13 protein-coding genes, 2 tRNA genes and 3 rRNA genes (1 of these 18 running past the window's edge) are annotated in these 21,449 nt (G+C 60.3%); 14 read left to right on the top strand and 4 right to left on the bottom strand.

Annotation, left to right across the window (positions count from 1 at the left end):
- The 8 genes from HS968_RS20670 to HS968_RS20635 all read left to right on the top strand — a co-directional run.
- A 16S ribosomal RNA gene (locus tag HS968_RS20670) occupies positions 1-110 on the top strand; it begins 1,427 nt to the left of the window's first position.
- Positions 111-195: 85 nt separating this feature from the next.
- A tRNA-Ile gene (locus HS968_RS20665) sits at positions 196-272 on the top strand.
- 20 nt (positions 273-292) lie between these two features.
- Positions 293-368 (top strand) — tRNA-Ala (locus tag HS968_RS20660).
- Between the two features lie 253 nt (positions 369-621).
- Positions 622-3,516 (top strand): 23S ribosomal RNA (locus HS968_RS20655).
- Positions 3,517-3,657: 141 nt separating this feature from the next.
- Positions 3,658-3,773: ribosomal RNA gene (gene rrf, locus HS968_RS20650) — 5S ribosomal RNA — on the top strand.
- Together the 16S, 23S and 5S rRNA genes with 2 tRNA genes alongside form the textbook arrangement of a ribosomal RNA operon.
- A 159-nt stretch (positions 3,774-3,932) precedes the next feature.
- Positions 3,933-4,592: a paraquat-inducible protein A gene (locus HS968_RS20645; RefSeq protein WP_179622460.1), complete on the top strand. Its 660-nt coding sequence runs from the start codon at positions 3,933-3,935 to the stop codon at positions 4,590-4,592.
- Positions 4,579-5,196 (top strand): paraquat-inducible protein A, encoded by a 618-nt coding sequence (locus HS968_RS20640; RefSeq protein WP_106736999.1) that lies wholly within the window; start codon positions 4,579-4,581, stop codon positions 5,194-5,196. Before HS968_RS20645 ends, HS968_RS20640 begins: the two co-directional genes overlap by 14 nt.
- Positions 5,189-7,492 (top strand): PqiB family protein, encoded by a 2,304-nt coding sequence (locus HS968_RS20635; RefSeq protein ID WP_119695358.1) that lies wholly within the window; start codon positions 5,189-5,191, stop codon positions 7,490-7,492. Before HS968_RS20640 ends, HS968_RS20635 begins: the two co-directional genes overlap by 8 nt.
- Positions 7,493-7,617: 125 nt before the next feature.
- Here the strand turns inward: HS968_RS20635 and mksF are convergent, their stop codons facing one another.
- The 3 genes from mksF to mksB form a co-directional block, all read right to left on the bottom strand.
- Positions 7,618-10,449, bottom strand: a complete 2,832-nt coding sequence (gene mksF / locus HS968_RS20630) for an Mks condensin complex protein MksF (RefSeq protein ID WP_182368489.1) — start codon at positions 10,447-10,449, stop codon at positions 7,618-7,620.
- Positions 10,446-11,138 (bottom strand): Mks condensin complex protein MksE, encoded by a 693-nt coding sequence (gene mksE / locus HS968_RS20625; protein WP_182368487.1) that lies wholly within the window; start codon positions 11,136-11,138, stop codon positions 10,446-10,448. Before mksE ends, mksF begins: the two co-directional genes overlap by 4 nt.
- Before the next feature lie 84 nt (positions 11,139-11,222).
- Positions 11,223-12,464, bottom strand: coding sequence for an Mks condensin complex protein MksB (gene mksB / locus HS968_RS20620; protein WP_143499129.1), 1,242 nt, complete (start codon positions 12,462-12,464; stop codon positions 11,223-11,225).
- Between the two features lie 324 nt (positions 12,465-12,788).
- Between mksB and HS968_RS20615 the strand changes: the two genes are divergently transcribed.
- The 6 genes from HS968_RS20615 (at position 12,789) to HS968_RS20590 (ending at position 20,552) form a co-directional block, all read left to right on the top strand.
- Positions 12,789-13,820 (top strand): DUF6160 family protein, encoded by a 1,032-nt coding sequence (locus HS968_RS20615; protein ID WP_017362521.1) that lies wholly within the window; start codon positions 12,789-12,791, stop codon positions 13,818-13,820.
- Between the two features lie 2 nt (positions 13,821-13,822).
- Positions 13,823-14,884 carry a hypothetical protein gene (locus HS968_RS20610; RefSeq protein ID WP_182368486.1) on the top strand — a complete coding sequence of 354 codons (1,062 nt, stop codon included), beginning with the start codon at positions 13,823-13,825 and terminating at the stop codon, positions 14,882-14,884.
- Positions 14,871-15,461 carry a DUF6160 family protein gene (locus HS968_RS20605; RefSeq protein WP_179622455.1) on the top strand — a complete coding sequence of 197 codons (591 nt, stop codon included), beginning with the start codon at positions 14,871-14,873 and terminating at the stop codon, positions 15,459-15,461. The genes HS968_RS20610 and HS968_RS20605 overlap by 14 nt, the downstream gene beginning before the upstream one ends.
- 11 nt (positions 15,462-15,472) lie before the next feature.
- The gene (locus tag HS968_RS20600; protein ID WP_182368485.1) at positions 15,473-17,800 is read left to right on the top strand and encodes a DUF6160 family protein; all 2,328 of its coding nucleotides are present in this window, start codon (positions 15,473-15,475) and stop codon (positions 17,798-17,800) included.
- 272 nt (positions 17,801-18,072) lie between these two features.
- Positions 18,073-19,170: a carboxynorspermidine decarboxylase gene (locus tag HS968_RS20595; protein ID WP_182368484.1), complete on the top strand. Its 1,098-nt coding sequence runs from the start codon at positions 18,073-18,075 to the stop codon at positions 19,168-19,170.
- 137 nt (positions 19,171-19,307) lie between these two features.
- Entirely contained in the window at positions 19,308-20,552 is a 1,245-nt protein-coding gene (locus tag HS968_RS20590; protein WP_182368483.1) for a saccharopine dehydrogenase family protein, read from the top strand.
- A gap of 42 nt (positions 20,553-20,594) precedes the next feature.
- Here HS968_RS20590 and HS968_RS20585 read toward each other — a convergent pair whose 3' ends face one another.
- Complete coding sequence (locus tag HS968_RS20585; protein ID WP_182368481.1) at positions 20,595-21,419, bottom strand: dienelactone hydrolase family protein; 825 nt, start codon at positions 21,417-21,419, stop codon at positions 20,595-20,597.
- Positions 21,420-21,449: the final 30 nt, after the last annotated feature.

Genomic DNA, 21,449 nt, shown 5'->3' with positions numbered 1-21,449 from the left:
AAGTAGCTAGTCTAACCTTCGGGGGGACGGTTACCACGGAGTGATTCATGACTGGGGTGAAGTCGTAACAAGGTAGCCGTAGGGGAACCTGCGGCTGGATCACCTCCTTAATCGAAGACTTCAGCTTTCTCATAAGCTCCCACACGAATTGCTTGATTCATTGTAGAAGACGATGCTGTAACGCGACCCTGTTATAGGTCTGTAGCTCAGTTGGTTAGAGCGCACCCCTGATAAGGGTGAGGTCGGCAGTTCAAATCTGCCCAGACCTACCAATTCAGGTGCAGATGCTTACGGGGCCATAGCTCAGCTGGGAGAGCGCCTGCCTTGCACGCAGGAGGTCAGCGGTTCGATCCCGCTTGGCTCCACCACTTACAGTTTGATCGTAGTGAAAGAGTTCAGAAATGAGCATTCCTGCTGAGGCAGAAGAGTGTTGATTTCTGGTCTTTTGACCAGTCGAAACATCGTTCTTTAAAAATTTGGGTATGTGATAGAAGTGACTGATTAATTGCTTTCACTGGCAATTGATCTGGTCAAGGTAAAATTTGTAGTTCTCAAGACGCAAATTTTCGGCGAATGTCGTCTTCACGATTGAGACAGTAACCAGATTGCTTGGGGTTATATGGTCAAGTGAAGAAGCGCATACGGTGGATGCCTTGGCAGTCAGAGGCGATGAAAGACGTGGTAGCCTGCGATAAGCTCCGGTTAGGTGGCAAACAACCGTTATGACCCGGAGATCTCTGAATGGGGGAACCCAGCCAGCATAAGCTGGTTATCTTGTACTGAATCCATAGGTGCAAGAGGCGAACCAGGGGAACTGAAACATCTAAGTACCCTGAGGAATAGAAATCAACCGAGATTCCCTAAGTAGTGGCGAGCGAACGGGGACTAGCCCTTAAGTTGATTTGAGATTAGTGGAAGGTTCTGGAAAGTTCCGCCGTAGTGGGTGATAGCCCCGTACACGAAAATCTCTTATCAATGAAATCGAGTAGGACGGAGCACGAGAAACTTTGTCTGAACATGGGGGGACCATCCTCCAAGGCTAAATACTACTGACTGACCGATAGTGAACCAGTACCGTGAGGGAAAGGCGAAAAGAACCCCGGAGAGGGGAGTGAAATAGAACCTGAAACCGTATGCGTACAAGCAGTGGGAGCCTACTTTGTTGGGTGACTGCGTACCTTTTGTATAATGGGTCAGCGACTTATATTCAGTGGCGAGCTTAACCGAATAGGGGAGGCGTAGCGAAAGCGAGTCTTAATAGGGCGCTTTAGTCGCTGGGTATAGACCCGAAACCGGGCGATCTATCCATGGGCAGGTTGAAGGTTAGGTAACACTGACTGGAGGACCGAACCGACTACCGTTGAAAAGTTAGCGGATGACCTGTGGATCGGAGTGAAAGGCTAATCAAGCTCGGAGATAGCTGGTTCTCCTCGAAAGCTATTTAGGTAGCGCCTCGTGTATCACTGCTGGGGGTAGAGCACTGTTTCGGCTAGGGGGTCATCCCGACTTACCAAACCGATGCAAACTCCGAATACCAGCAAGTGTCAGCACGGGAGACACACGGCGGGTGCTAACGTCCGTCGTGAAAAGGGAAACAACCCAGACCGTCAGCTAAGGTCCCAAAGTTATGGTTAAGTGGGAAACGATGTGGGAAGGCTTAGACAGCTAGGAGGTTGGCTTAGAAGCAGCCACCCTTTAAAGAAAGCGTAATAGCTCACTAGTCGAGTCGGCCTGCGCGGAAGATGTAACGGGGCTCAAACCATACACCGAAGCTACGGGTTCATCCTTTGGATGAGCGGTAGAGGAGCGTTCTGTAAGCCTGTGAAGGTGAGTTGAGAAGCTTGCTGGAGGTATCAGAAGTGCGAATGCTGACATGAGTAACGACAATGCGAGTGAAAAACTCGCACGCCGAAAGACCAAGGTTTCCTGCGCAACGTTAATCGACGCAGGGTTAGTCGGCCCCTAAGGCGAGGCAGAAATGCGTAGTCGATGGGAAACGGGTTAATATTCCCGTACTTCTAGTTACTGCGATGGAGGGACGGAGAAGGCTAGGCCAGCACGGCGTTGGTTGTCCGTGTTTAAGGTGGTAGGCTGATTTCTTAGGTAAATCCGGGAGATCAAGGCCGAGAGCTGATGACGAGCGTTCTTTTAGAATGCGAAGTGGTTGATGCCATGCTTCCAGGAAAAGCTTCTAAGCTTCAGGTAACTAGGAACCGTACCCCAAACCGACACAGGTGGTTAGGTAGAGAATACCAAGGCGCTTGAGAGAACTCGGGTGAAGGAACTAGGCAAAATGGCACCGTAACTTCGGGAGAAGGTGCGCCGGTGAGGGTGAAGTATTTACTACGTAAGCCCATGCCGGTCGAAGATACCAGGCCGCTGCGACTGTTTATTAAAAACACAGCACTCTGCAAACACGAAAGTGGACGTATAGGGTGTGACGCCTGCCCGGTGCCGGAAGGTTAATTGATGGGGTTAGCGCAAGCGAAGCTCTTGATCGAAGCCCCGGTAAACGGCGGCCGTAACTATAACGGTCCTAAGGTAGCGAAATTCCTTGTCGGGTAAGTTCCGACCTGCACGAATGGCGTAACGATGGCGGCGCTGTCTCCACCCGAGACTCAGTGAAATTGAAATCGCTGTGAAGATGCAGTGTATCCGCGGCTAGACGGAAAGACCCCGTGAACCTTTACTATAGCTTTGCACTGGACTTTGAGCTTGCTTGTGTAGGATAGGTGGGAGGCTTTGAAGTGGGGACGCCAGTTCTCATGGAGCCATCCTTGAAATACCACCCTGGCAACCTTGAGGTTCTAACTCTGGTCCGTTATCCGGATCGAGGACAGTGTATGGTGGGTAGTTTGACTGGGGCGGTCTCCTCCCAAAGAGTAACGGAGGAGTACGAAGGTGCGCTCAGACCGGTCGGAAATCGGTCGTAGAGTATAAAGGCAAAAGCGCGCTTGACTGCGAGACAGACACGTCGAGCAGGTACGAAAGTAGGTCTTAGTGATCCGGTGGTTCTGTATGGAAGGGCCATCGCTCAACGGATAAAAGGTACTCCGGGGATAACAGGCTGATACCGCCCAAGAGTTCATATCGACGGCGGTGTTTGGCACCTCGATGTCGGCTCATCACATCCTGGGGCTGAAGCCGGTCCCAAGGGTATGGCTGTTCGCCATTTAAAGTGGTACGCGAGCTGGGTTTAGAACGTCGTGAGACAGTTCGGTCCCTATCTGCCGTGGACGTTTGAGATTTGAGAGGGGCTGACCTTAGTACGAGAGGACCGGGTTGGACGAACCTCTGGTGTTCCGGTTGTCACGCCAGTGGCATTGCCGGGTAGCTATGTTCGGAAAAGATAACCGCTGAAAGCATCTAAGCGGGAAACTTGCCTCAAGATGAGATCTCACTGGAGCCTTGAGCTCCCTAAAGGGCCGTCGAAGACTACGACGTTGATAGGTTGGGTGTGTAAGCGCTGTGAGGCGTTGAGCTAACCAATACTAATTGCCCGTGAGGCTTGACCATATAACACCCAAACAATCTGCCCTCAAAGCAGAGGGTGTCGATGGTGAAGTCGACAGAAAGCCGAAAGTTTGCAAGAACTACAAATTACGAATCACATACCCAATTCGCTGTAGCGGCTAACCCCGAGACAGCAACAAATTGCTTGACGACCATAGAGCGTTGGAACCACCTGATCCCATCCCGAACTCAGTAGTGAAACGACGCATCGCCGATGGTAGTGTGGTGCTTCACCATGTGAGAGTAGGTCATCGTCAAGCTCCTATACGAAACCCCAGATCGCCTAGCGGTCTGGGGTTTCTTCTTTGTGGTGTGGAAAATAGCGCTTCGCGTAGGGTGCGCTGCGCGCACCGCTCCCTACGATATGTCGGCGTCTGGTGTCGCTCGGGTAGAATGCGTGAATTCTGCAGGGGACTTTCATGTCTGACTCGCCACCCGAACCTTCCTTGTCATCTTTGCCGCTCGAACAGTTGATTGCCTGTCATGAGTGCGATCTGCTGATGCGCAAGCCGGTACTGCAGGATGGAGAAAGCGCCGAGTGTCCGCAGTGTGGGTATGAGTTGTTCAGCCATCGCCATCACGTCGTTCGACGTAGTCTGGCCTTGGTGCTGACGGCTCTACTGCTTTATATCCCCGCGAACTTCCTGCCAATCATGCAGCTCAATCTACTGGGCCAGACCTCGCAAGATACGGTCTGGAGCGGTGTGATCGGTTTGTATGAAAGTGGTATGCAAGGCATCGCTGTGGTGGTGTTCCTCTGCAGCATGGCCGTACCACTGCTCAAGCTGATTTGCCAACTGCTGGTGTTGCTCAGCATTCGTCTCGATTTTGCCCGTAGCTACGGACTGCTGCTTTATCGTATCTACCACCATCTGCGTGAGTGGGGGATGCTCGAGGTCTATCTGATGGGCATCCTGGTGGCGATGGTCAAGCTGATGGATCTGGCGGACCTGAGTATCGGCCTGGGGTTGTTCTGTTTTATCGCGCTGTTGCTGGTGCAGGTCTGGCTGGAGGTGACCATGTCGCCGCATCAGATTTGGCAAGCCTTGTCCGGGGAGGACATCCATGCGGGCGATTGAAGCTGGATTGCTGGTCTGTCATGAGTGTCATCAGCTCAATCCGGTCGATACCGAGGCCGAACATCAGTATTGCAGTCGCTGCGGTGGCAGGGTTCATGAGCGTCGGCCAGGCAGTCTGGTGCGTACCTGGGCGCTGTTGCTGACGTCGGCGATTCTTTATATTCCAGCCAACCTGTTACCCATCATGACGGTCAACAGCCTGGGCAAGGGCTCGCCGGCGACCATCATGGGCGGGGTGGTGGAACTCATTCACCTGGGCATGCTGCCAATCGCTGCGGTGGTGTTCATCGCCAGTATTCTGGTGCCGACGTTCAAGCTGGTCGGGATCGCGCTGCTGCTGTACTCGGTTCAGCGCCATCAGCCGATGTCGGCGCGTCAGCGTATTCTGATGTACCGCTTTATCGAATGGATCGGCCGCTGGTCGATGCTGGATATATTCGTCATCGCCATTCTGGTGGCGATAGTGAATTTTGGCAGCCTGGCCAGCATCGAAGCTGGAGCCGGAGCGGCCGCCTTTGCCAGTGTGGTCATCCTGACCATGTTGGCTGCACTGACTTTCGACCCTCGCCTAATCTGGGACAACACGGAAACCGACCATGACTGACCTTCCTCTGGCCAAGACGCGTCCTGCTTCGAATTGGTCGGCCATCTGGGTTTTGCCCCTGATTGCACTGATGATCGGTGGGTGGCTGGCCTGGCGCGCCTACAGTGACGCCGGCATTCAGGTCGAGTTGGTATTCGCCAGTGGCGAGGGCATCCAGGCCGGCAAGACCGAGCTGATGTACAAGGGCATGGCGGTCGGCAAGGTGACGGCCATTAGCCTCGACAGCAGCGAGAAGAACAGGGGCGTCGTCGCCACGCTTGAGGTCAACAAGGAGCTCGAGCAGTACCTGCGCAGCGGTACGCGCTTCTGGTTGGTCAAACCGAATGTAAGCCTGGCAGGGATCAGTGGCCTGGAGACGTTGGTGTCAGGTAACTACATCACCTTTAGTCCAGGCGATGGCGAGCCGAGCAAGAGTTTCACCGCCCTGACCCAGGAGCCGCCGATGGGCGATGATGTGCCTGGTCTGCACCTGACGCTGAAGGCCGATCGGCTCGGCTCGCTCAATCGCGACAGCCCTGTGTTCTATCGGCAGATTCAAGTCGGTCGGGTGAAAAGCTACACCTTGGGCGAAGACCAGAGCACCGTCGAGGTGAAGGTTTTCATCGAGCCTGCCTACGCCAATCTGGTGCGCAAACATACGCGCTTCTGGAATGCCAGCGGGATCAGCGTCGACGCCGACCTGTCCGGCTTCAAGCTGCGCAGCGAGTCGCTGGCCAGTATCGTTGCCGGCGGTATCGCATTCGCCACGCCGGAGCACCGCAAGGACAGCCCGCCTACCGATCCGGCACTGCCATTCCGTCTGTACGAGGACTATGACGAGGCGCAGGCCGGGATCAAGGTCATGGTGACGCTGACCGACTTCGAAGGGTTGCAGGAAGGTCGTACGCCGGTGATGTACAAGGGCATCCAGGTGGGCTCGCTGAAAACCATGAAGGTCGACCGTGATCTCAATAGTGCCACGGCGGAGCTGACCATCAACCCGCTGGCCGAGGAGTACCTGGTCGAAGGCTCTGAGTTCTGGGTGGTCAAACCATCCATTTCGCTGGCTGGAATCACCGGCCTGGAAGCGCTGGTCAAGGGTAACTACATCGCTGTACGACCGGGCGAGAAGGGTAAGCCGCCGGCACGTAACTTCGTCGCGCGCAGCAAAGCTCCGCCTCTGGATCTTGGGGCGCCGGGCCTGCACCTGGTGTTGTTCACCGATCAGCTCGGTTCCATCGAGGTCGGCAGCCCGGTGCTCTACCGGCAGATCAAGGTCGGCTCGGTGCAGAGTTATCAACTGGGGCGTGATAACAACCAGGTGGTACTCGGCGTGCATATCGAGCCTGATTATGTGCATCTGGTGAATACCACCACGCGCTTCTGGAACGCCAGCGGCATCACCCTCAAGGGTGGGCTGTCTGGTGTCGAGGTCAAGAGTGAGTCGCTGCAGACCCTGCTTGCAGGCGGTATCGCTTTCGAGACGCCTGACCTACAAGCGGCCAGGTCGGATCGCCAGGTGCAACGCTTTGCCCTGCACGCCGATCGCGACAGCGCTTTGCAGTTGGGTCAGCAGATCACCATACGCGTCGCCGATGGCGATGGCCTGCAACCGGGTACGCTGGTGCGCTACAAAGGTCTGGAGGTCGGCAAGGTCGAGAACCTCAGCCTGACCGATGACCTGCAAGCAGTGATTCTCAATGTTCGTATCACCCAGGCCGCCGAGCAGATTGCCCGTGACGGCACGCGCTTCTGGGTCGTGAAGCCGGAGTTGAGCCTGACCCGTGCCGCGAACCTCGGGACGCTGGTCAGCGGCCAGTATCTGGAAGTACAGCCCTCGGCGCAGAAGGGCGCGCGCCGTACCGAGTTCACCGCGCTCGCCAGTGCGCCGAATCAGGCCGTGCGCGAGGAAGGCCTGCGCCTGGTGTTGAGCGCGCCACGGCGTGGTTCGATCAAGCCGGGCGTGATCGTCAGTTACCGCGAGGTGCCGGTGGGCAAGGTGGTGGATTTCGAACTTGGGCCGACTTCGGATCGCGTGCTGATCCATGTGCTGATCGAACCGCGTTACGCGCCCTTGGTACGTTCGGGTAGCCGCTTCTGGAACGCCAGCGGTATTGGTGTCGATGCCGGGCTGTTCAAGGGCCTAAAGGTGCGTACCGAGTCACTGGAAGCGTTGATCGAGGGCGGTATCGCTTTTGCCACGCCGAACAATCCAGAGATGGGTGGGCCGGCGCAACCTGGGCAGACCTTCGCGTTATTCGATGAACCGCAGGAACCCTGGATGCAATGGGCGCCGAAGATCGTGCTGGAGCAGTGAGTAAACTATAGAAATGAAAGGGGCCGCATCGAGCGGCCCTTTGCATTTTTGTGGTTATAAAAGCTCGCGGCTAAAGCCGCTCCTACACAAGATTGACCGTAGGAGCGGCTTTAGCCGCGATGCGTTCAGGCCGGCTCGGTGGCTTCTTCCTGCTGAGTTACCTGGGCTTTGGCACTTTCACGCGGCTTGATGAACTTCCAGTCCGCCTCGTCGATGTAGATGCCGTTGGGGCCGCTGCCGCCTTCCAGGTCGATGGCCACGTGCGCCGAGACCTGTGGTTTCACCGACGCCAGGATCGGCACGAAGCCGAGCTGCAGGCTGGTTTCGATCAGCGCCTGCTGGTTGCGTTCGTCGATGTCTGCCGCCTCGTCGAGGTAGTAGGGCAGGCGCACGCGCCCGGCCTGCTCGCGATCCATCAGGTGCAGCAACAGGTACATGTTGGTCAGCGCCTTGATGGTCATGGTGGTGCCGTTGGAAGCAGCACCATCGATGTCGGTGTGGATGATCGGCTGGCCATGCACCTTGGTGATCTCGAAAGCCAGTTCGAACAGATCCTTCAGGCCCAGCTGGTTGCCGTTGGCGGCTACCAGGCGCGACAGGTAGTCCTTGGCTTCCTCGTTCTTGGCATCCTGATCGGCTGATTGCGACAGGTCGAACACCGACAGGGTTTCGCCTTCCTCATACTGGCCGGCGCTGTGGATGATCTGGTCGATATGGCGCAGCGCTTCCTTGTTCGGCGCCAGGACGATGCGGAAGCTCTGCAGGTTGGAGACCTGGCGCTTGTTGATCTCGCGGTTGAACAGCGCCAGTTGGTGTTCCAGGTTGTCGTAGTCGCTGCGGATATTGCGCAGGGTACGGGCAATATCGGTGACCGCTGCACGGCGCGCCTTGGCCAGCGTCAGCGCCTCGTCCTGGCGGTGGGCGTAGGCGTTGACCAAGAGTTGCAGGCGGCGTTCGACATCATCCTCGCTGTCGAACTTGGCCACGCCTTTCAGGCGCACCTGGGCGTACAGCGCCTCGATCTGGCCGTCGATGCGCTGCAGTGCCTGCCAGGTGTCCTGATAGTCGTTGAGCAGCGGCAGCAGGTTGTCCAGCGAGTCGTCCACCGGCTCCATGAACGGCGTGCCGAAGGGCAGGTCGGCCGGCAGCAACTGGCGACGGCGCAGGGCGTCTTCCAAGGTGCGCTCCTTGGCTTCCAGATCGGCCAGTTGGCGGCCGACCAGTTGCAGCTTGGCGGAGAGCTGCTGCACGCGCTCGGCAAAGGCATCGCTGGCACGCTTGAGTTCGTCCTGGGCACCTTCCAGCTCGGCCAGGCGTTCCAGCTTCTGCGGCTCTTCGGCGGCCAGGGTCTGGCTCTTGCGGAAGTCTTCCAGCGCTTTCTGCGCATCCAGCACGGCCTGGTACAGCTGCTCGGCCTGGGCCTTGCTGGCGGCGCGGTCGGCGGCGACCGATTGCTGGGTCTTGAGCTGCTTGAGTTCGCGCTCCAGGCGATCCTTCTGGTCACGCAGGGCGGCACGATCGGCCAGTGCCTGCAGTGCCGGTGGTTCGATATGGCTGAGGTCGATGGACAGGCCCGGCACGGCGAAGGTATCACCCTTGAAGCGATCCAGCACTGCTTCGACGGCCTTGACCCAATCGTCACCCTCGGCCTGGATGCCTTTCTCGCCGAGCGGCAGGCTGAACAGCTGACCATTGAACAGGCGCATCAGGCGGTCGACATCGGCCTGGCTGAATTCCTCGCGCAGGCGCGAGTAGCTGTTGTTGTCGGCATGGTCGAGTTGCTGCTTGACCGACTTGAGGCGTTTTTCCAGGTCGCGCAGACGCTCGTCTAGGTCTTCGCTGGAGAACTGCCGCGACTGCGCCAGGGCGCCGGCCAGTTCGTCGTGGGCGTCCTTGGCGGCGAGCAGTTGCTCTTCCAGCACCTTGGCGTTTTCCACCAGGGCGAAGCGGTTCTTCAGTGCCGACAGCTCGCCCAGCCAGCGCTGGATTTCACTGATCTCGCGCTCCAGGCGCATCAGCTCACTGGTGCCGCCGCGCTGTTCGTTCTGCAGGCCGTCCTGCTCGCTGCGATAGTGCTCGGCCTGGATCACCAGCTCTTCCTTACGAGCATCGGCGTAGTCGTGCCAGGTGCCGAGCAGGTTGTCGAGCAGCGGCGAGAGGCGATGCAGCTTGCCGCGCAGCAGTTCGCGCTGGCCAACGCCGGCCGCCAGTGCCTCGATCTGCGGGCCGGCAGTCACTAGCGCCTGGTAGTCCTGCTCCATACGGCGCACGTCGCGGAAGGCCTCTTCGGTGGCGGCGATATAGTCGACGCTACCCGAGCGCAGGCTGTGCTCGAAGGCATCGAGGAACAACTGCTTGAGCTTGGCCGCGGTGATTTCGCGCATGTGCAAGAGGTTGATGAACAGCGCGCGGAAGGTCTTCAGGCTCTGCTCGCTGGTCGAGCGCAGCGGGATCAGGGTCAGATCCAGCGGGATGCTGGTGTGACCGCCGACCAGCAGGCGACGCAGTTCGTCTGGCTTCAGTTCGTAGGCGGTGATGCCGGCCTGGCCGAGGTGCTTGAACAGCTCGCGTTGACGCAGACAGGTGCCGTTGCTCTGGTAATGCTCCAGATCCAGCTCGCCGGCGTAGGCGAAGAACTGGTGGCCGAAGCCGCCGCCCGGGCCGCGACCGGCCACGCCGATCACGTGCGGGCCGTGGGGCAGGGCGACTTCGACGAGGATGTAACTGGTGTCGCTGGCGAAGTAGAACTTGCGCGAGGCTTCCAGGCTGTACTTGCCGAAGCTCATGTCCGACATACGCGCCAGGATGGGGAACTGCAGGGCATTGATCGAGGCGGATTTACCCAGGTTGTTGGCGCCGTAGACCGACAGCGGGTTTTCCAACGGGAACAGGCCGAGGCTGTAACCGGCGGTGTTCAGCAGGGCGAAGCGGCGGATGCCGTAGCGTTCCTGGCTCATGCGTCCATCTCCTGTGCGGCGCGTTCTTCGGCCATGGCGCGGGCCAGGGCGTCTTCCTCGGATTCCTCGGTATCGATGGCAACTGCCGTGTCGGTGTCGCCGTCATCGTCCAGCAGTACCGGCGCCGGCAGTGGCAGGTCGCTGCTGTGCAGGCTGGCGGCCAGGTCACGGTCGTGCTGCACCGACAGGCAGACGTCGAGGAAACGGTGCATCGGTGGGAGGAAGCGGTACACGCCGTTGCTGTCCTCGGCGAAGCCGAGTTGGGTCAGACGGCGGATGATCTTGTCTTCCAGTTCCTCGAAGGTGGTCACTTCGGCTTGCAGGAACAGGTCGCGGTACTTGTCCAGCAGTGCTGGCAGCTCATCACGGCCGATGCTGCCGCCGTCGAGTACGGAGAGCGGGTCGCGGCCCTGGTCGGCCAGGTGCTCGACGAGGATGAAGGTGAACAGCGCCAGGCGTTGGGCGGTCTTGTTCACCTGCGGGGCGACCTGCTCGGGGACGAAGTAGTAGAAGCCGCGCGGGTCGCAGACCAGCTCGAAGCCGAGGGCGCGGAACAGTGCACGATACTCATCCTGCATGCTGGACAGCTGGGCGTAGCACTCCGGCTCGCTGCGCGAGATGTGGTAGCCCTTGAACAGGTCGCGGAAGGCGGCCGCGAGCTGGGTCATTTCTTTTAGATCGATGTTCATACGCAATGCTCACGGGCAGTCGTAGGGTGCGCTGTGCGCACCCTGTCGTCGGTTGCGGTGCGCACAGCGCACCCTACGGGCAGCTCAGCCATTGGGCTGGCCTACCAGGGCAAAGGAGGCAAGGCTGACCTCATGGTCGCGGGTCAGGTACTGGCGGCGCTCCAGGCGTTCACGCTGGAAGCGCGATTCGCGCGACAGGCGTGAAAACCAGTAGAGCAGCTCGTCGGTAGCGCCTTCCGGTTCCTGTTCCAGCAGCCAGGTCATCAGATCCGGCAGCGGCAGGGACTGTTCGCAGCGTTCGATCATTTCCCGCGCGGTCTTCGGTGCCTTGGGCGCACCGCCCTTGCGGCTGCCGCTGGCCTTGGGGAAGTGCGCCGGCTTGGCTTCGAAACGAGCCAGGGCGTAGACGTAGGCTTCGACCTGACTGGCGCTGCCGAGGAAGTTGCTCTGCGGCCGAGTGAACAGCGGCATGGCGGCCTGCGGCACGGCGTCGATGCCCTTCTTGCGGATCACCGACAGCGCCAGCGCCGCGCCGCGGGTCACGGCGTTGTGCCGACGGGCCTCCTCGCGCAGCGGCAGCAGCAGTTCGCGGGCCTTGCGCAGGGTCAGCTGGGCGGTGGTCTGCATCTCCAGAATGCGCGCATGGGTGCGCAGTAGTAGGTCGTCGTCGACCAGCTGGCCGAGGCGCTGCTGGTCGCCGAGCAGGCGCAGCAGCACCTGTTCGACGCGGCGCACGCCCTGCTCGAAGGCGCCGTCGGCGGCGACCAGCTGGATCATCGGCTCGACGTATTCGTCCCAGGTGGCGAGCACCTCGGCGTAGCGTTGGCGCAGGGGAATCTGCCGGTCGCTGGTCTTGGCCCGGTCGGCCACGCCGACCAGCGCCTGTTCGTCGTTGGCCAGCTTTTTGAGGACGTCCCTGACGCGCATATCGAGCAGGCGCAGTTGGCGCGCCAGGTCGTTGGCGTCGCGTACCTCGAAGGCGTCCTGGATATAGCCGGCCAGGCGTTCCAGGTGGCGCAGGTAGGCTTCGATCTCCAGGCACAGGCCGAGGCGATGCTCGCGGCGCAGATAGGCGAGAAAATCATGGATCTGCGCGTTGAGCTCGAAACGATTGGGGCTCTTGGCCACTGGCACGAGGATGTCCAGGCGAATCCAGGTGTCGAGCAGGGCAGTGGTGTCGCTGGGCGTGGCGTCGGGCAGTTGCGCGGCGAGTTGGCCACGCAGCTCGACCAGGCTCAGGGTGCCAGCATCGAAGCGCTCGCAGAGCGGTTCGAGCAACGTCCAGTGTTCGGCGAGGGCGCGCAAAACGCGCTTGGGATCGATCATCGAGGCGCCGGGTTCCAGGCAAGTGAAAAGGGGAGATTGTACTGCAAGCAGTGGGCCGGGTTTGAGTCCGAATCGATCAGAGGCAAGCGACTCGATGTACGTGGTGACCAGACGCCTGTTGATGGTTCTTCAGCGGTGAATGAAGAGGTGTTACGCCGCTGTTGCCACTGGTAACACTCGTCTCGCTTTGACCAAGCGACTGGCGGCCATTTGCTGGCCCTTTCTCGACTATGGGTCGGGCCGCTCTGGCGCTGGTGTCCCTATAGTGGCCATAAGGATTCGAGTCGGAGTGCTCGACACCACAATAAGAACAGGGGTTTCGCCATGCGGCAGTCCTTTCGCTTTGCCAAACACGCTCAGGTACTGCTCTGTGCCGGTCTGATGAGCGCTTCTGTCCATGCCAGCATGGTTGAGCTGGAAGATAGTGAGCTTTCGGATGTCACCGGGCAGGCGTTCATCAACCTCAGTACCGACTCTCATTCTGGGTTGAATTTCACCAAGATCGATTTCGGCGTGAAGGTGGAAACCCAGATGAACATCAAGAAGCTGGAGTTGGGGAATTACTCGCGAAGCGGCGAAACGATGCCGGCCGATCTGTCGATCAACAACTTCGCGCTCGGAACGGTCGGCCCCAATGACACCATCAATCCCTTCTTGATCAATAACCCTTATCTCGAACTGGCCTACAACGGTAATCGGGTAGTCGGGGTACGTATCGGCTTCGGCGAGGCTCAGGGATTTCTGTCAGGCGACATCAACAGCTTTACCGGCAATCTGGCGATCGATATCTACGGTAAGGGCAGCTACCTCGGCGACAAGATCACCTGCGGCTGGGACTTCATCGTCTGTCTGCCAGCTAAGGGGCTGGTCAGCGGTGTCTGGGCTGACGAAGAGTTCAAGGCACAGGCGACGCTGGTCAACGGCCAGGGTGGCGCTGACCCAGTTCGCGCAACCAAGGCCGGGTTGGTCAATGGAACCCAGCTCGCCATGCCGGACAACAGCCAGTTCGCCAACTTCCTGCTGGGGTTGTTCACCTCGCAGAACTGCAATCTTCTGGGGGTGACCACCTGCTTCAACTTGGCAGACTACAAGACTCTCCCTGTGGGCAAGTTCGATACCAATACCAACCAGTTTCTCGACACCTCCAAGGGCGTGTTCATTTCCCTGCAGACGGAAAACGTGCCTTGGCGCGATCAACAGAATGCCGGACAGTTCATCAATGCGCTGGCCGGCGCCTTCATGAACATGCCGCGCAATGCCGACGGTTCGGGTGCCGTGACGCTGTCATTCCAGCAGGCGCTGGAGGGCATTCTGCGCCGCGATACCTGCCTTGGTAGCGCCGTCTCGGGGTGCTGACCATGGATGCTCGCGCGCTCTATCCGCTGCTTGGGGTATTGCTCGGTGCTTCGGCTCAGGCCATGGAGCCGTTGAGCGACGAGGAGATGTCCGATGTCCAGGGTGCAGGCCTTGGCTTCGTGTTGGATCAGGTGCTGATCGATGGCTCCGGCGCACAAATCGTGATCAATGACATCACTGATCGCCAGGGCCGCAATGTGCCTATCTCGCTGAAGAACCTCTACCTGGGTGCAGCCGGTAGCAACAAGGGCACCAACCTCAATCCGGTGACCATCGGCAGTCTCGATCATCCATTCGAGCTGGAACTGGCCAAGGGCGAGGAACTGCGCACCTTGCGTGATGACGGGCAATGGGTGCAGACCACTCCGAGCAACATCACCGTATTGTCGTTCAAGTTTCCCGAGCGCCTGACCTCCGGCGGCAATCCCTGCATCGCCAGCTATGCCGGCGCAGGCTCCAACTGCTCGACCGGGGCTAGCGGGCGCGCCGACCTGGGGATGCGCTTCGATTTTCAGGTTGCGGCCGGGCGTACCGAGATGCTCGCGCTGGACTTCCACCAACTGGTGATGGACGGCTCCTACCTGCGTCTGTGGGGCGATCGTGGACAGAACGGCAGCGGAGAGTTGGTGGGCGAAGCGCGTATCAACATTTTCACCAAGACCTTGGAAGTGATGTCCTGCGCCCAGGCCAACTGCAATACCACTGGCGAAACCGCGGCGCAGCGTGGTGCACGCACGCTCTACATCACCAATGGCTACGCCAATATTGCCCTGGGTTACGGCAAGTCGCAGCCGCTGCGTTTGCGCTCCAGCGCCGATGGCCAGTTCGTGCTGGAGTTGCAGAATCCCACTGCTAGCGGCACCACGGCGGCGCAACGCCAGGCCCTGGCCAGTGACTTCTACGCCAACGCGCCGCGCACCAATCTGGTGTTCGAGAACCTGACCGTTGGCGGCACGCGCAGCAGTCCCACCGCGGTTCCCACCGGTGGCTACAACTTTGGCCGCAACGAAATTTCCGGGCTGAGCTTCAACTACCTGAAGGTGAGCAGCTATGACCTGCGCTAGAACGGCTGTAGTGCTGCTGTCGCTGCTGCCGGCGTTGGCGCTGGCGGAAATGCAGGCACTGGACGACAGCACCCTCAGCGAGATGAGCGGGCAGGGCGGGGTTTACCTGTCCGGCGAGTTCAGCATCAACAAGGACGGTGGTGTGCTCTGGGGCACGCCGGCGACCAACAACCCGGCGCAGTGGACGGCCAACCAGCGCAGTTGCGCTCTGGCTGGCGCGACCAGCCCGGAGAGCTGCGGCATGCGTGTGGCCGTGCGCTCCGGTGCCAATGCCGGCTGGTACGTGCTGGACAACCTCAAGGGCATCTTCAGTTTCGAAGGCCTGACCCTGGATACCCGCACGCTCACCAGCGCCAGTGGCGAGCGCGAGGTGCTGGCGCTGGGGCTGCCCAACGAGATCCGCTTCAAGGACGGCAACTTCTCCTTCGGCGTGGCCAGTCAGGGCGGCTGGAAGAACAAGGCGCTGAGCGCGGCCAACGGCGGCGACCCGAGCTATCAGCAGACCAACATCTTCTCGGCCAAGATCGACGGCAGCATCCGCATGCAAGGCAGCGTGCTGGTGTTTCCCACGAACTGAGGAAGCGGATCATGCAGCGTTACGGATGGTTTGCGGCGCTCGTTCTTGGCAGCTCACCGGTCTGGGCCATGCAGGCGCTGGATGACGACGGCCTGGCCAATGTCAGTGGCCGTGGCGGTATCAGCATCGAAACCGCCGGTGGTGGCTGGTCGGCAGAGAGCCTCGAATACCGCGAGGATGGCCAGAGCCTGCGCCTCGAGGGTGTGTCCAGTCGGCCGCAGCAGGCCGGCAGCTTTTCCACCACGAAGATCGACGTGATCGATGACCGCCTGCATGTCGAGCATCAGGGCCGCCCGAACGAGCTGGCGGTGAACAACATCGGTTTTGCCGGCAGCGACAAGAGTTTTGGTGCCTTTCGCGCGTTCTACACCCTCGGCGCCAGCCTCAAACTCAGCGGTGGTGGCGCCAGTGGCGTGGCCGGTTTCAGCGTCGATGGCAGCCGGCTGAGCCTGGATGCGGTGACCTTCTATTACCGCGACAACGGTTTCGATCTGATCGTGCGCAATGCCTCGTTCGATGCCTACCTGAACAACGCCTATCTGGACATCGTCAGTGGCGGCAATGGTTCGGCGGTGCGCCTCGACCTCGGCGATACGCGCTTCGTCGCGCATATCGGCGGCATCGGCCTGGATCTGGCGCATGGCGATCCGCTGGCCGGCGTTGCGGTCACCCCAGGCGCTCCGGATACGCGGCACCCCGACCACGCACGCAGCTTCGGTCAACTGGATATGGATCTGCGCCTTGGCGGCAGCATTCGTATCGCCGGCGGGGGAGCCAATGGCCAGGGGCTGCGCCTGATTCCGCAGATCACCTTCGCCAACAGTCTGTTCCAGTACAAGGACGACGGTGTGCTGCGCGCCGAGAATTTCGCCGGCGTGCTCAGCAGCCAGAACGGCATCACGCTCGACCTGGTCGAGGACGGCAGTGGACGCTATGCCCAGTTGGCCTTTCAGGATCTCAAGCTCAACGCCAGCCTCGGCGGTCTGATCATCGGCAATCCCAACAATCAGAAAATCGGCAGCCTGGCGCTGGATCTCAACTTCCAGGATCAGGGCGCCCGGCAGAACTGGTTCAAGCTGCGTCCGGGCGGCGACCCCAACTCCGGGCTCAAGGGCATTACCGCGGATGTGTCATGGAACATGGTCAGCAGTTCGGTTTCGCTCACCGATAACGGCAACAGCATGTGGTTCAGTGGCCTGCGCACCCATGGCAGTGGTCAGCTTACGGTTGACCTGACCAAGAGCTGCGTGGGCGGTAGCAGTGCTGGTTGCTACGCCGGTAGTGCCAATACCCAGCCCGGCAGCAGCGGTTATGACGGCCATTTCGACGGCCTGCGCCTGGGCCTGAAGAACGTCAAGGGTAGCTACAGCTTCGATGGCTTGCGGGTCGGTCGCGCCGATGCGCCGTTGCAGGGTGGCACCGAGTTGCTGGTGCTGCTGGAAATCTTCCCGGCCTACGACTTCACCCTCAACGGCCAACTGACCCTGCGTCCCGGTGGGGCGAGCGGCGATGGCGTGCGCTACAACGCCGACTTCGTCGTCACCGATGCCAATGCCGCGATCACCGTCGACGAGGCCGGCAAGGGCTTGTGGCTGGCCGGCACCCGCTACGACATGCACTTTCGCGATGGTTCGCTGGACGTGACTCAGAATGGCGTGCAACTGAGCAAGGGCACCTACTGGTCGACGCTGGATGTGCACGATGTGCGCTGGGGGGATCGCAACACGGGGCAGAGTCTCGGTCGTATCGTGCTACGTCGCTACGAGCAGGGCTCGACCCTCAGCCTCAGTTCCGGTGGCGCGGGGGCTCTGTGCGTTGGTGGCAGTGGCGCCAGCGCATCGGCCTGTACCGCCAGCGGTGGGCGCTGGGAGGATCGCGGCAACGAAGGGCTGACGGCGGGGCTGAAGAACGTCTTCGTGCGCGATACCTCGGGCAATCCCGCGGACAGCGTGTCGACCAGCGAGAAGCGCAACCAGTTGATCATCGAGACGGATCGGGTGGGGGGCGTCAACGGCACTGGGGCACAACTGGTGGTGGACAACTTCCACACCTCCGATGCCAATCCGAGCGATGCCAATGCCAACAGCTATGGTGTACGCGTAGACCTCAATCTGGACGTGGCGCCGACCAAGGTCTGCAACAAGGGCGCCAGCGGTTGCCCGCCGGTGTCGCCTGACCCGCTGGGGTTCGCCGTCAACGGCCGGGTGCATTTCAAGGAAATCAACATCGACCGCATCCAGAATGTCCACCCCACTGGCGGGGCGGTCACCTCCATGTACGGCATGAAACTGCAGAATGCCGATATCCGCGCCAACCTGACCGCTACGCCGATCAACTGACTGTCGTGGTCATGTGGTTGTCATCGCGGCACGTTAGCGTGCTGTTCCAGGCCTGGTGTGATTCGTAGGGTGCGCCGCGCGCACCTGACCCGTCGCTTGCGGTGCGCACGGCGCACCCTACGTTTGTCGCTGGCGAACCGACTGGTAATCACCCGTTGTACAAAAAATCTCCAATGCCCTTTCGATATGCGCCGGTTATCGGCACAATTCGCGTCCACTTTTTTCCGGGGGGCTGAAAGTCCTCCCTTGGCCGACCTTGCTGGGGCGACGAGATGATCCAGACGCCGTACTACCTCATCGACAAACAGAAGCTTCTGGTCAACCTGGAGAAGATCGCCTACGTGCGTGAGAACTCCGGTGCCAAAGCGCTGCTGGCGCTGAAATGCTTCGCCACCTGGTCGGTGTTCGACCTGATGCAGCAATACATGGACGGCACCACCTCGTCGTCGCTGTATGAGCTGAAGCTGGGCCGGCAGAAGTTCGCCGGCGAAACCCACGCCTACAGCGTGGCCTGGGCCGACGACGAGATCGAAGAGATGGTCGCCAACTGCGACAAGATCATCTTCAACTCCATCGGCCAGCTCGAGCGCTTCGCCGAGCGTACCGAGGGCACCATCCGCGGCCTGCGCGTCAACCCGCAGGTGAGCAGCTCCGATTACCTGCTGGCCGACCCGGCGCGCCCGTTCAGCCGCCTCGGCGAGTGGGATCCGGCGAAGATCGAAAAGGTCATGGGGCAGATTTCCGGCTTCATGTTCCACAACAACTGCGAGAACGGCAGCTTCGAACTGTTCGACAAGATGCTCACCACCATCGAGGAGCGCTTCGGCCACCTGATCGCTCAGGTCGAGTGGGTCAGCCTCGGTGGCGGCATTCACTTCACCGGCGAGGGCTATCCGATCGATGCCTTCTGCGCGCGGTTGAAAGCCTTCTCGGAAAAGTACGGCGTGCAGGTGTATCTGGAGCCGGGCGAAGCGGCGATCACCCTCAGCGCCTCGCTGGAAGTCACCGTGCTCGACACCCTGTACAACGGCAAGCACCTGGCCGTGGTCGACAGCTCCATCGAAGCGCACATGCTCGACCTGCTGATCTACCGCCTCAACGCCAAGATGGCGCCCAACGATGGCGAACACACCTACATGGTCTGCGGCAAATCCTGCCTGGCCGGCGATATCTTCGGCGAGTACCAGTTCGACAAGCCGCTGCAGATCGGTGATCGCCTGTCGTTCATCGACGCGGCCGGTTACACCATGGTCAAGAAGAACTGGTTCAACGGTTTGAAGATGCCGTCCATCGTGGTCAAGCAGCTCGACGGCAGCGTCGAGGTAGCTCGCCAGTTCGAGTTCGACGACTACCTGTCCAGTCTGTCGTGACATTGCTGTGGTGGGCTGAAGCGGAACGCCGCCCGGCCCACCCTACAAACACGGGCACGCCGTAGGGTGGGCTTCAGCCCACCACCAAAATACGCATCAAACGCTTTCAACAACGCAGTACCCTGGAGGTGAAACAATTGAAGAAGAATGTTCTGATCATTGGTGCAGGAGGTGTTGCCAAGGTGGTGGCCCACAAGTGTGCGCAGCATAACGACGAGCTGGGTCGTATTGCGATTGCGTCACGGAACATCTCCAAATGCCAGGCCATCATCGACAGCGTGCAGGCAAAGGGCGGCCTCAAGCAGCCCGGCGAGATCAAGGCCTATGCGCTGAACGCCCTGGACGTGGAAGCGACCAAGGCACTGATCCGCGAAACCGAATCGCAGATCGTCATCAACGTCGGTTCGGCGTTCCTCAACATGTCCGTTCTACGCGCCTGCATCGACACCGGCGTCGCTTACCTGGACACCGCCATCCACGAAGATCCGAGCAAGATCTGTGAAACCCCGCCGTGGTATGGCAACTACGAGTGGAAGCACCTGGCCGAGTGCCAGGAGAAGGGCGTGACCGCCATCCTCGGCGTCGGCTTCGACCCGGGTGTGGTCAACTCCTATGCCGCTCTGGCGCAACAACAGTACTTCGACAAGATCGAGTCGATCGACATCCTCGACGTCAACGCCGGTTCGCACGGCAAGTACTTCGCCACCAATTTCGACCCGGAAATCAATTTCCGCGAATTCACCGGTACGGTCTACAGCTGGCAGAACAGCCAGTGGACACCCAACAGCATGTTCGAGGTCAAGCGTACCGACGACCTGCCCGTGGTGGGCGTACAGAACCTGTACCTGACCGGCCATGACGAGGTGCACTCGCTGTCCAAGCACCTCGACGTACCGAACGTGCGCTTCTGGATGAGCTTCGGCGACCACTACATCAACGTCTTCACCGTGCTGAAGAACCTCGGCCTGCTCTCCGAGCAACCGGTCAAGACCGCTGAAGGTCTCGAAGTGGTGCCGCTGAAAGTGGTCAAGGCCGTGCTGCCAGACCCCGCCTCGCTGGCGCCGGGTTACACCGGCAAGACCTGCATCGGCGACCTGGTCAAGGGCACCAAGGATGGTCAGCCGCGCGAGCTGTTCATCTACAACGTGGCCGACCACGAAGAAGCCTTTGCCGAGACCGACAGCCAGGGCATCTCCTACACCGCCGGCGTACCGCCGGTCGCCGCTGCGCTGCTGGTAGCGCGTGGCGAGTGGGATGCGCAGCGCATGGTCAACGTTGAGGAACTGCCGGCCGAGCCGTTCCTCAAGCTCCTGGATGGGATGGGCCTGCCCACTCGCATCAAGGACGAGCACGGTGATCGTCCCTGGGATCAGGCACTCTGACCCCGAACGAGGCCCGCCAATCGGCGGGCCTTGTCTTTTCTGCTAGGCGCCGGGCACCAGCTTCTGCCTGAAGAAGGCGAGAATCTCGTCGCGTGCGGCGCGGGTTGGTTGCCCGGCCTCGTCGATCAGGTGCACGGTCACCACGCTGTGCGGCGTCTGCACCACCTTCTCGAAGAACTCGGGTACCTCCTGATTGGCCGCGTTGTCGGGCAACTCGCGGGCGATGAAGTGCTCGCCCAGCGCACGTTGGTAAGCGGCGAAGCGCTGTGCCTGGCAGATGCGGTCGCCCGCGAAACGGTAGGCCAGTACGTCCAGTCCGTCGCGGTCGAGGCGTGCCTTGATCCTGGCGAGCTCCTCGTCGCTGCTCTCCAGCTTGGCGGGGTAGTCGATCGGCAGCGACGGCTGGGCCAGAACCGGAGCCAGCATGACCGGTTCAAGCATCATGCTCAGGGCAAAGTTGCCGGAAAAGCACATACCGATCGCGCCCACGCCCGGGCCGCCACATTCGGCGTGGGCCTGCCGTGCCAGGGCGCGCAGCCATTGCGTCACGGGACTCGACCCGGCACCGGCGAAGGCGTGGAACTCGGCGCTGACGCAGATCTTGCGGAAGATTTCCTGGGTTGCTTCCAGGTTGGAGGGATCGCCATCGCGGCCGTACAGCGAAGGCATGTAGACGGTGAAGCCGGCTTCGCGCACCCAGCGGGCAAAACGTGCCATGTACGGACTGATGCCGGGCAGCTCGGGCATCACGATCACCGCTGGGCCGCTGCCGCTGACTTGCACCACCTTGGTAATGCCGTCGAGGGTGATGGTGCGCGGGGTGAAATCATCGAGTGGATCGAATTCGTCGAGCTTTCTGGATGTCATGGTCGGGCTTCCTGTGATGGCGGCTGGCTT

Source organism: Pseudomonas berkeleyensis (assembly GCF_014109765.1).
Classification (GTDB): Bacteria; Pseudomonadota; Gammaproteobacteria; order Pseudomonadales; family Pseudomonadaceae; genus Aquipseudomonas; species Aquipseudomonas berkeleyensis.
Note: the sequence above shows the minus strand (reverse complement) of the source record. Positions and strands in the feature narration are given on the sequence as shown.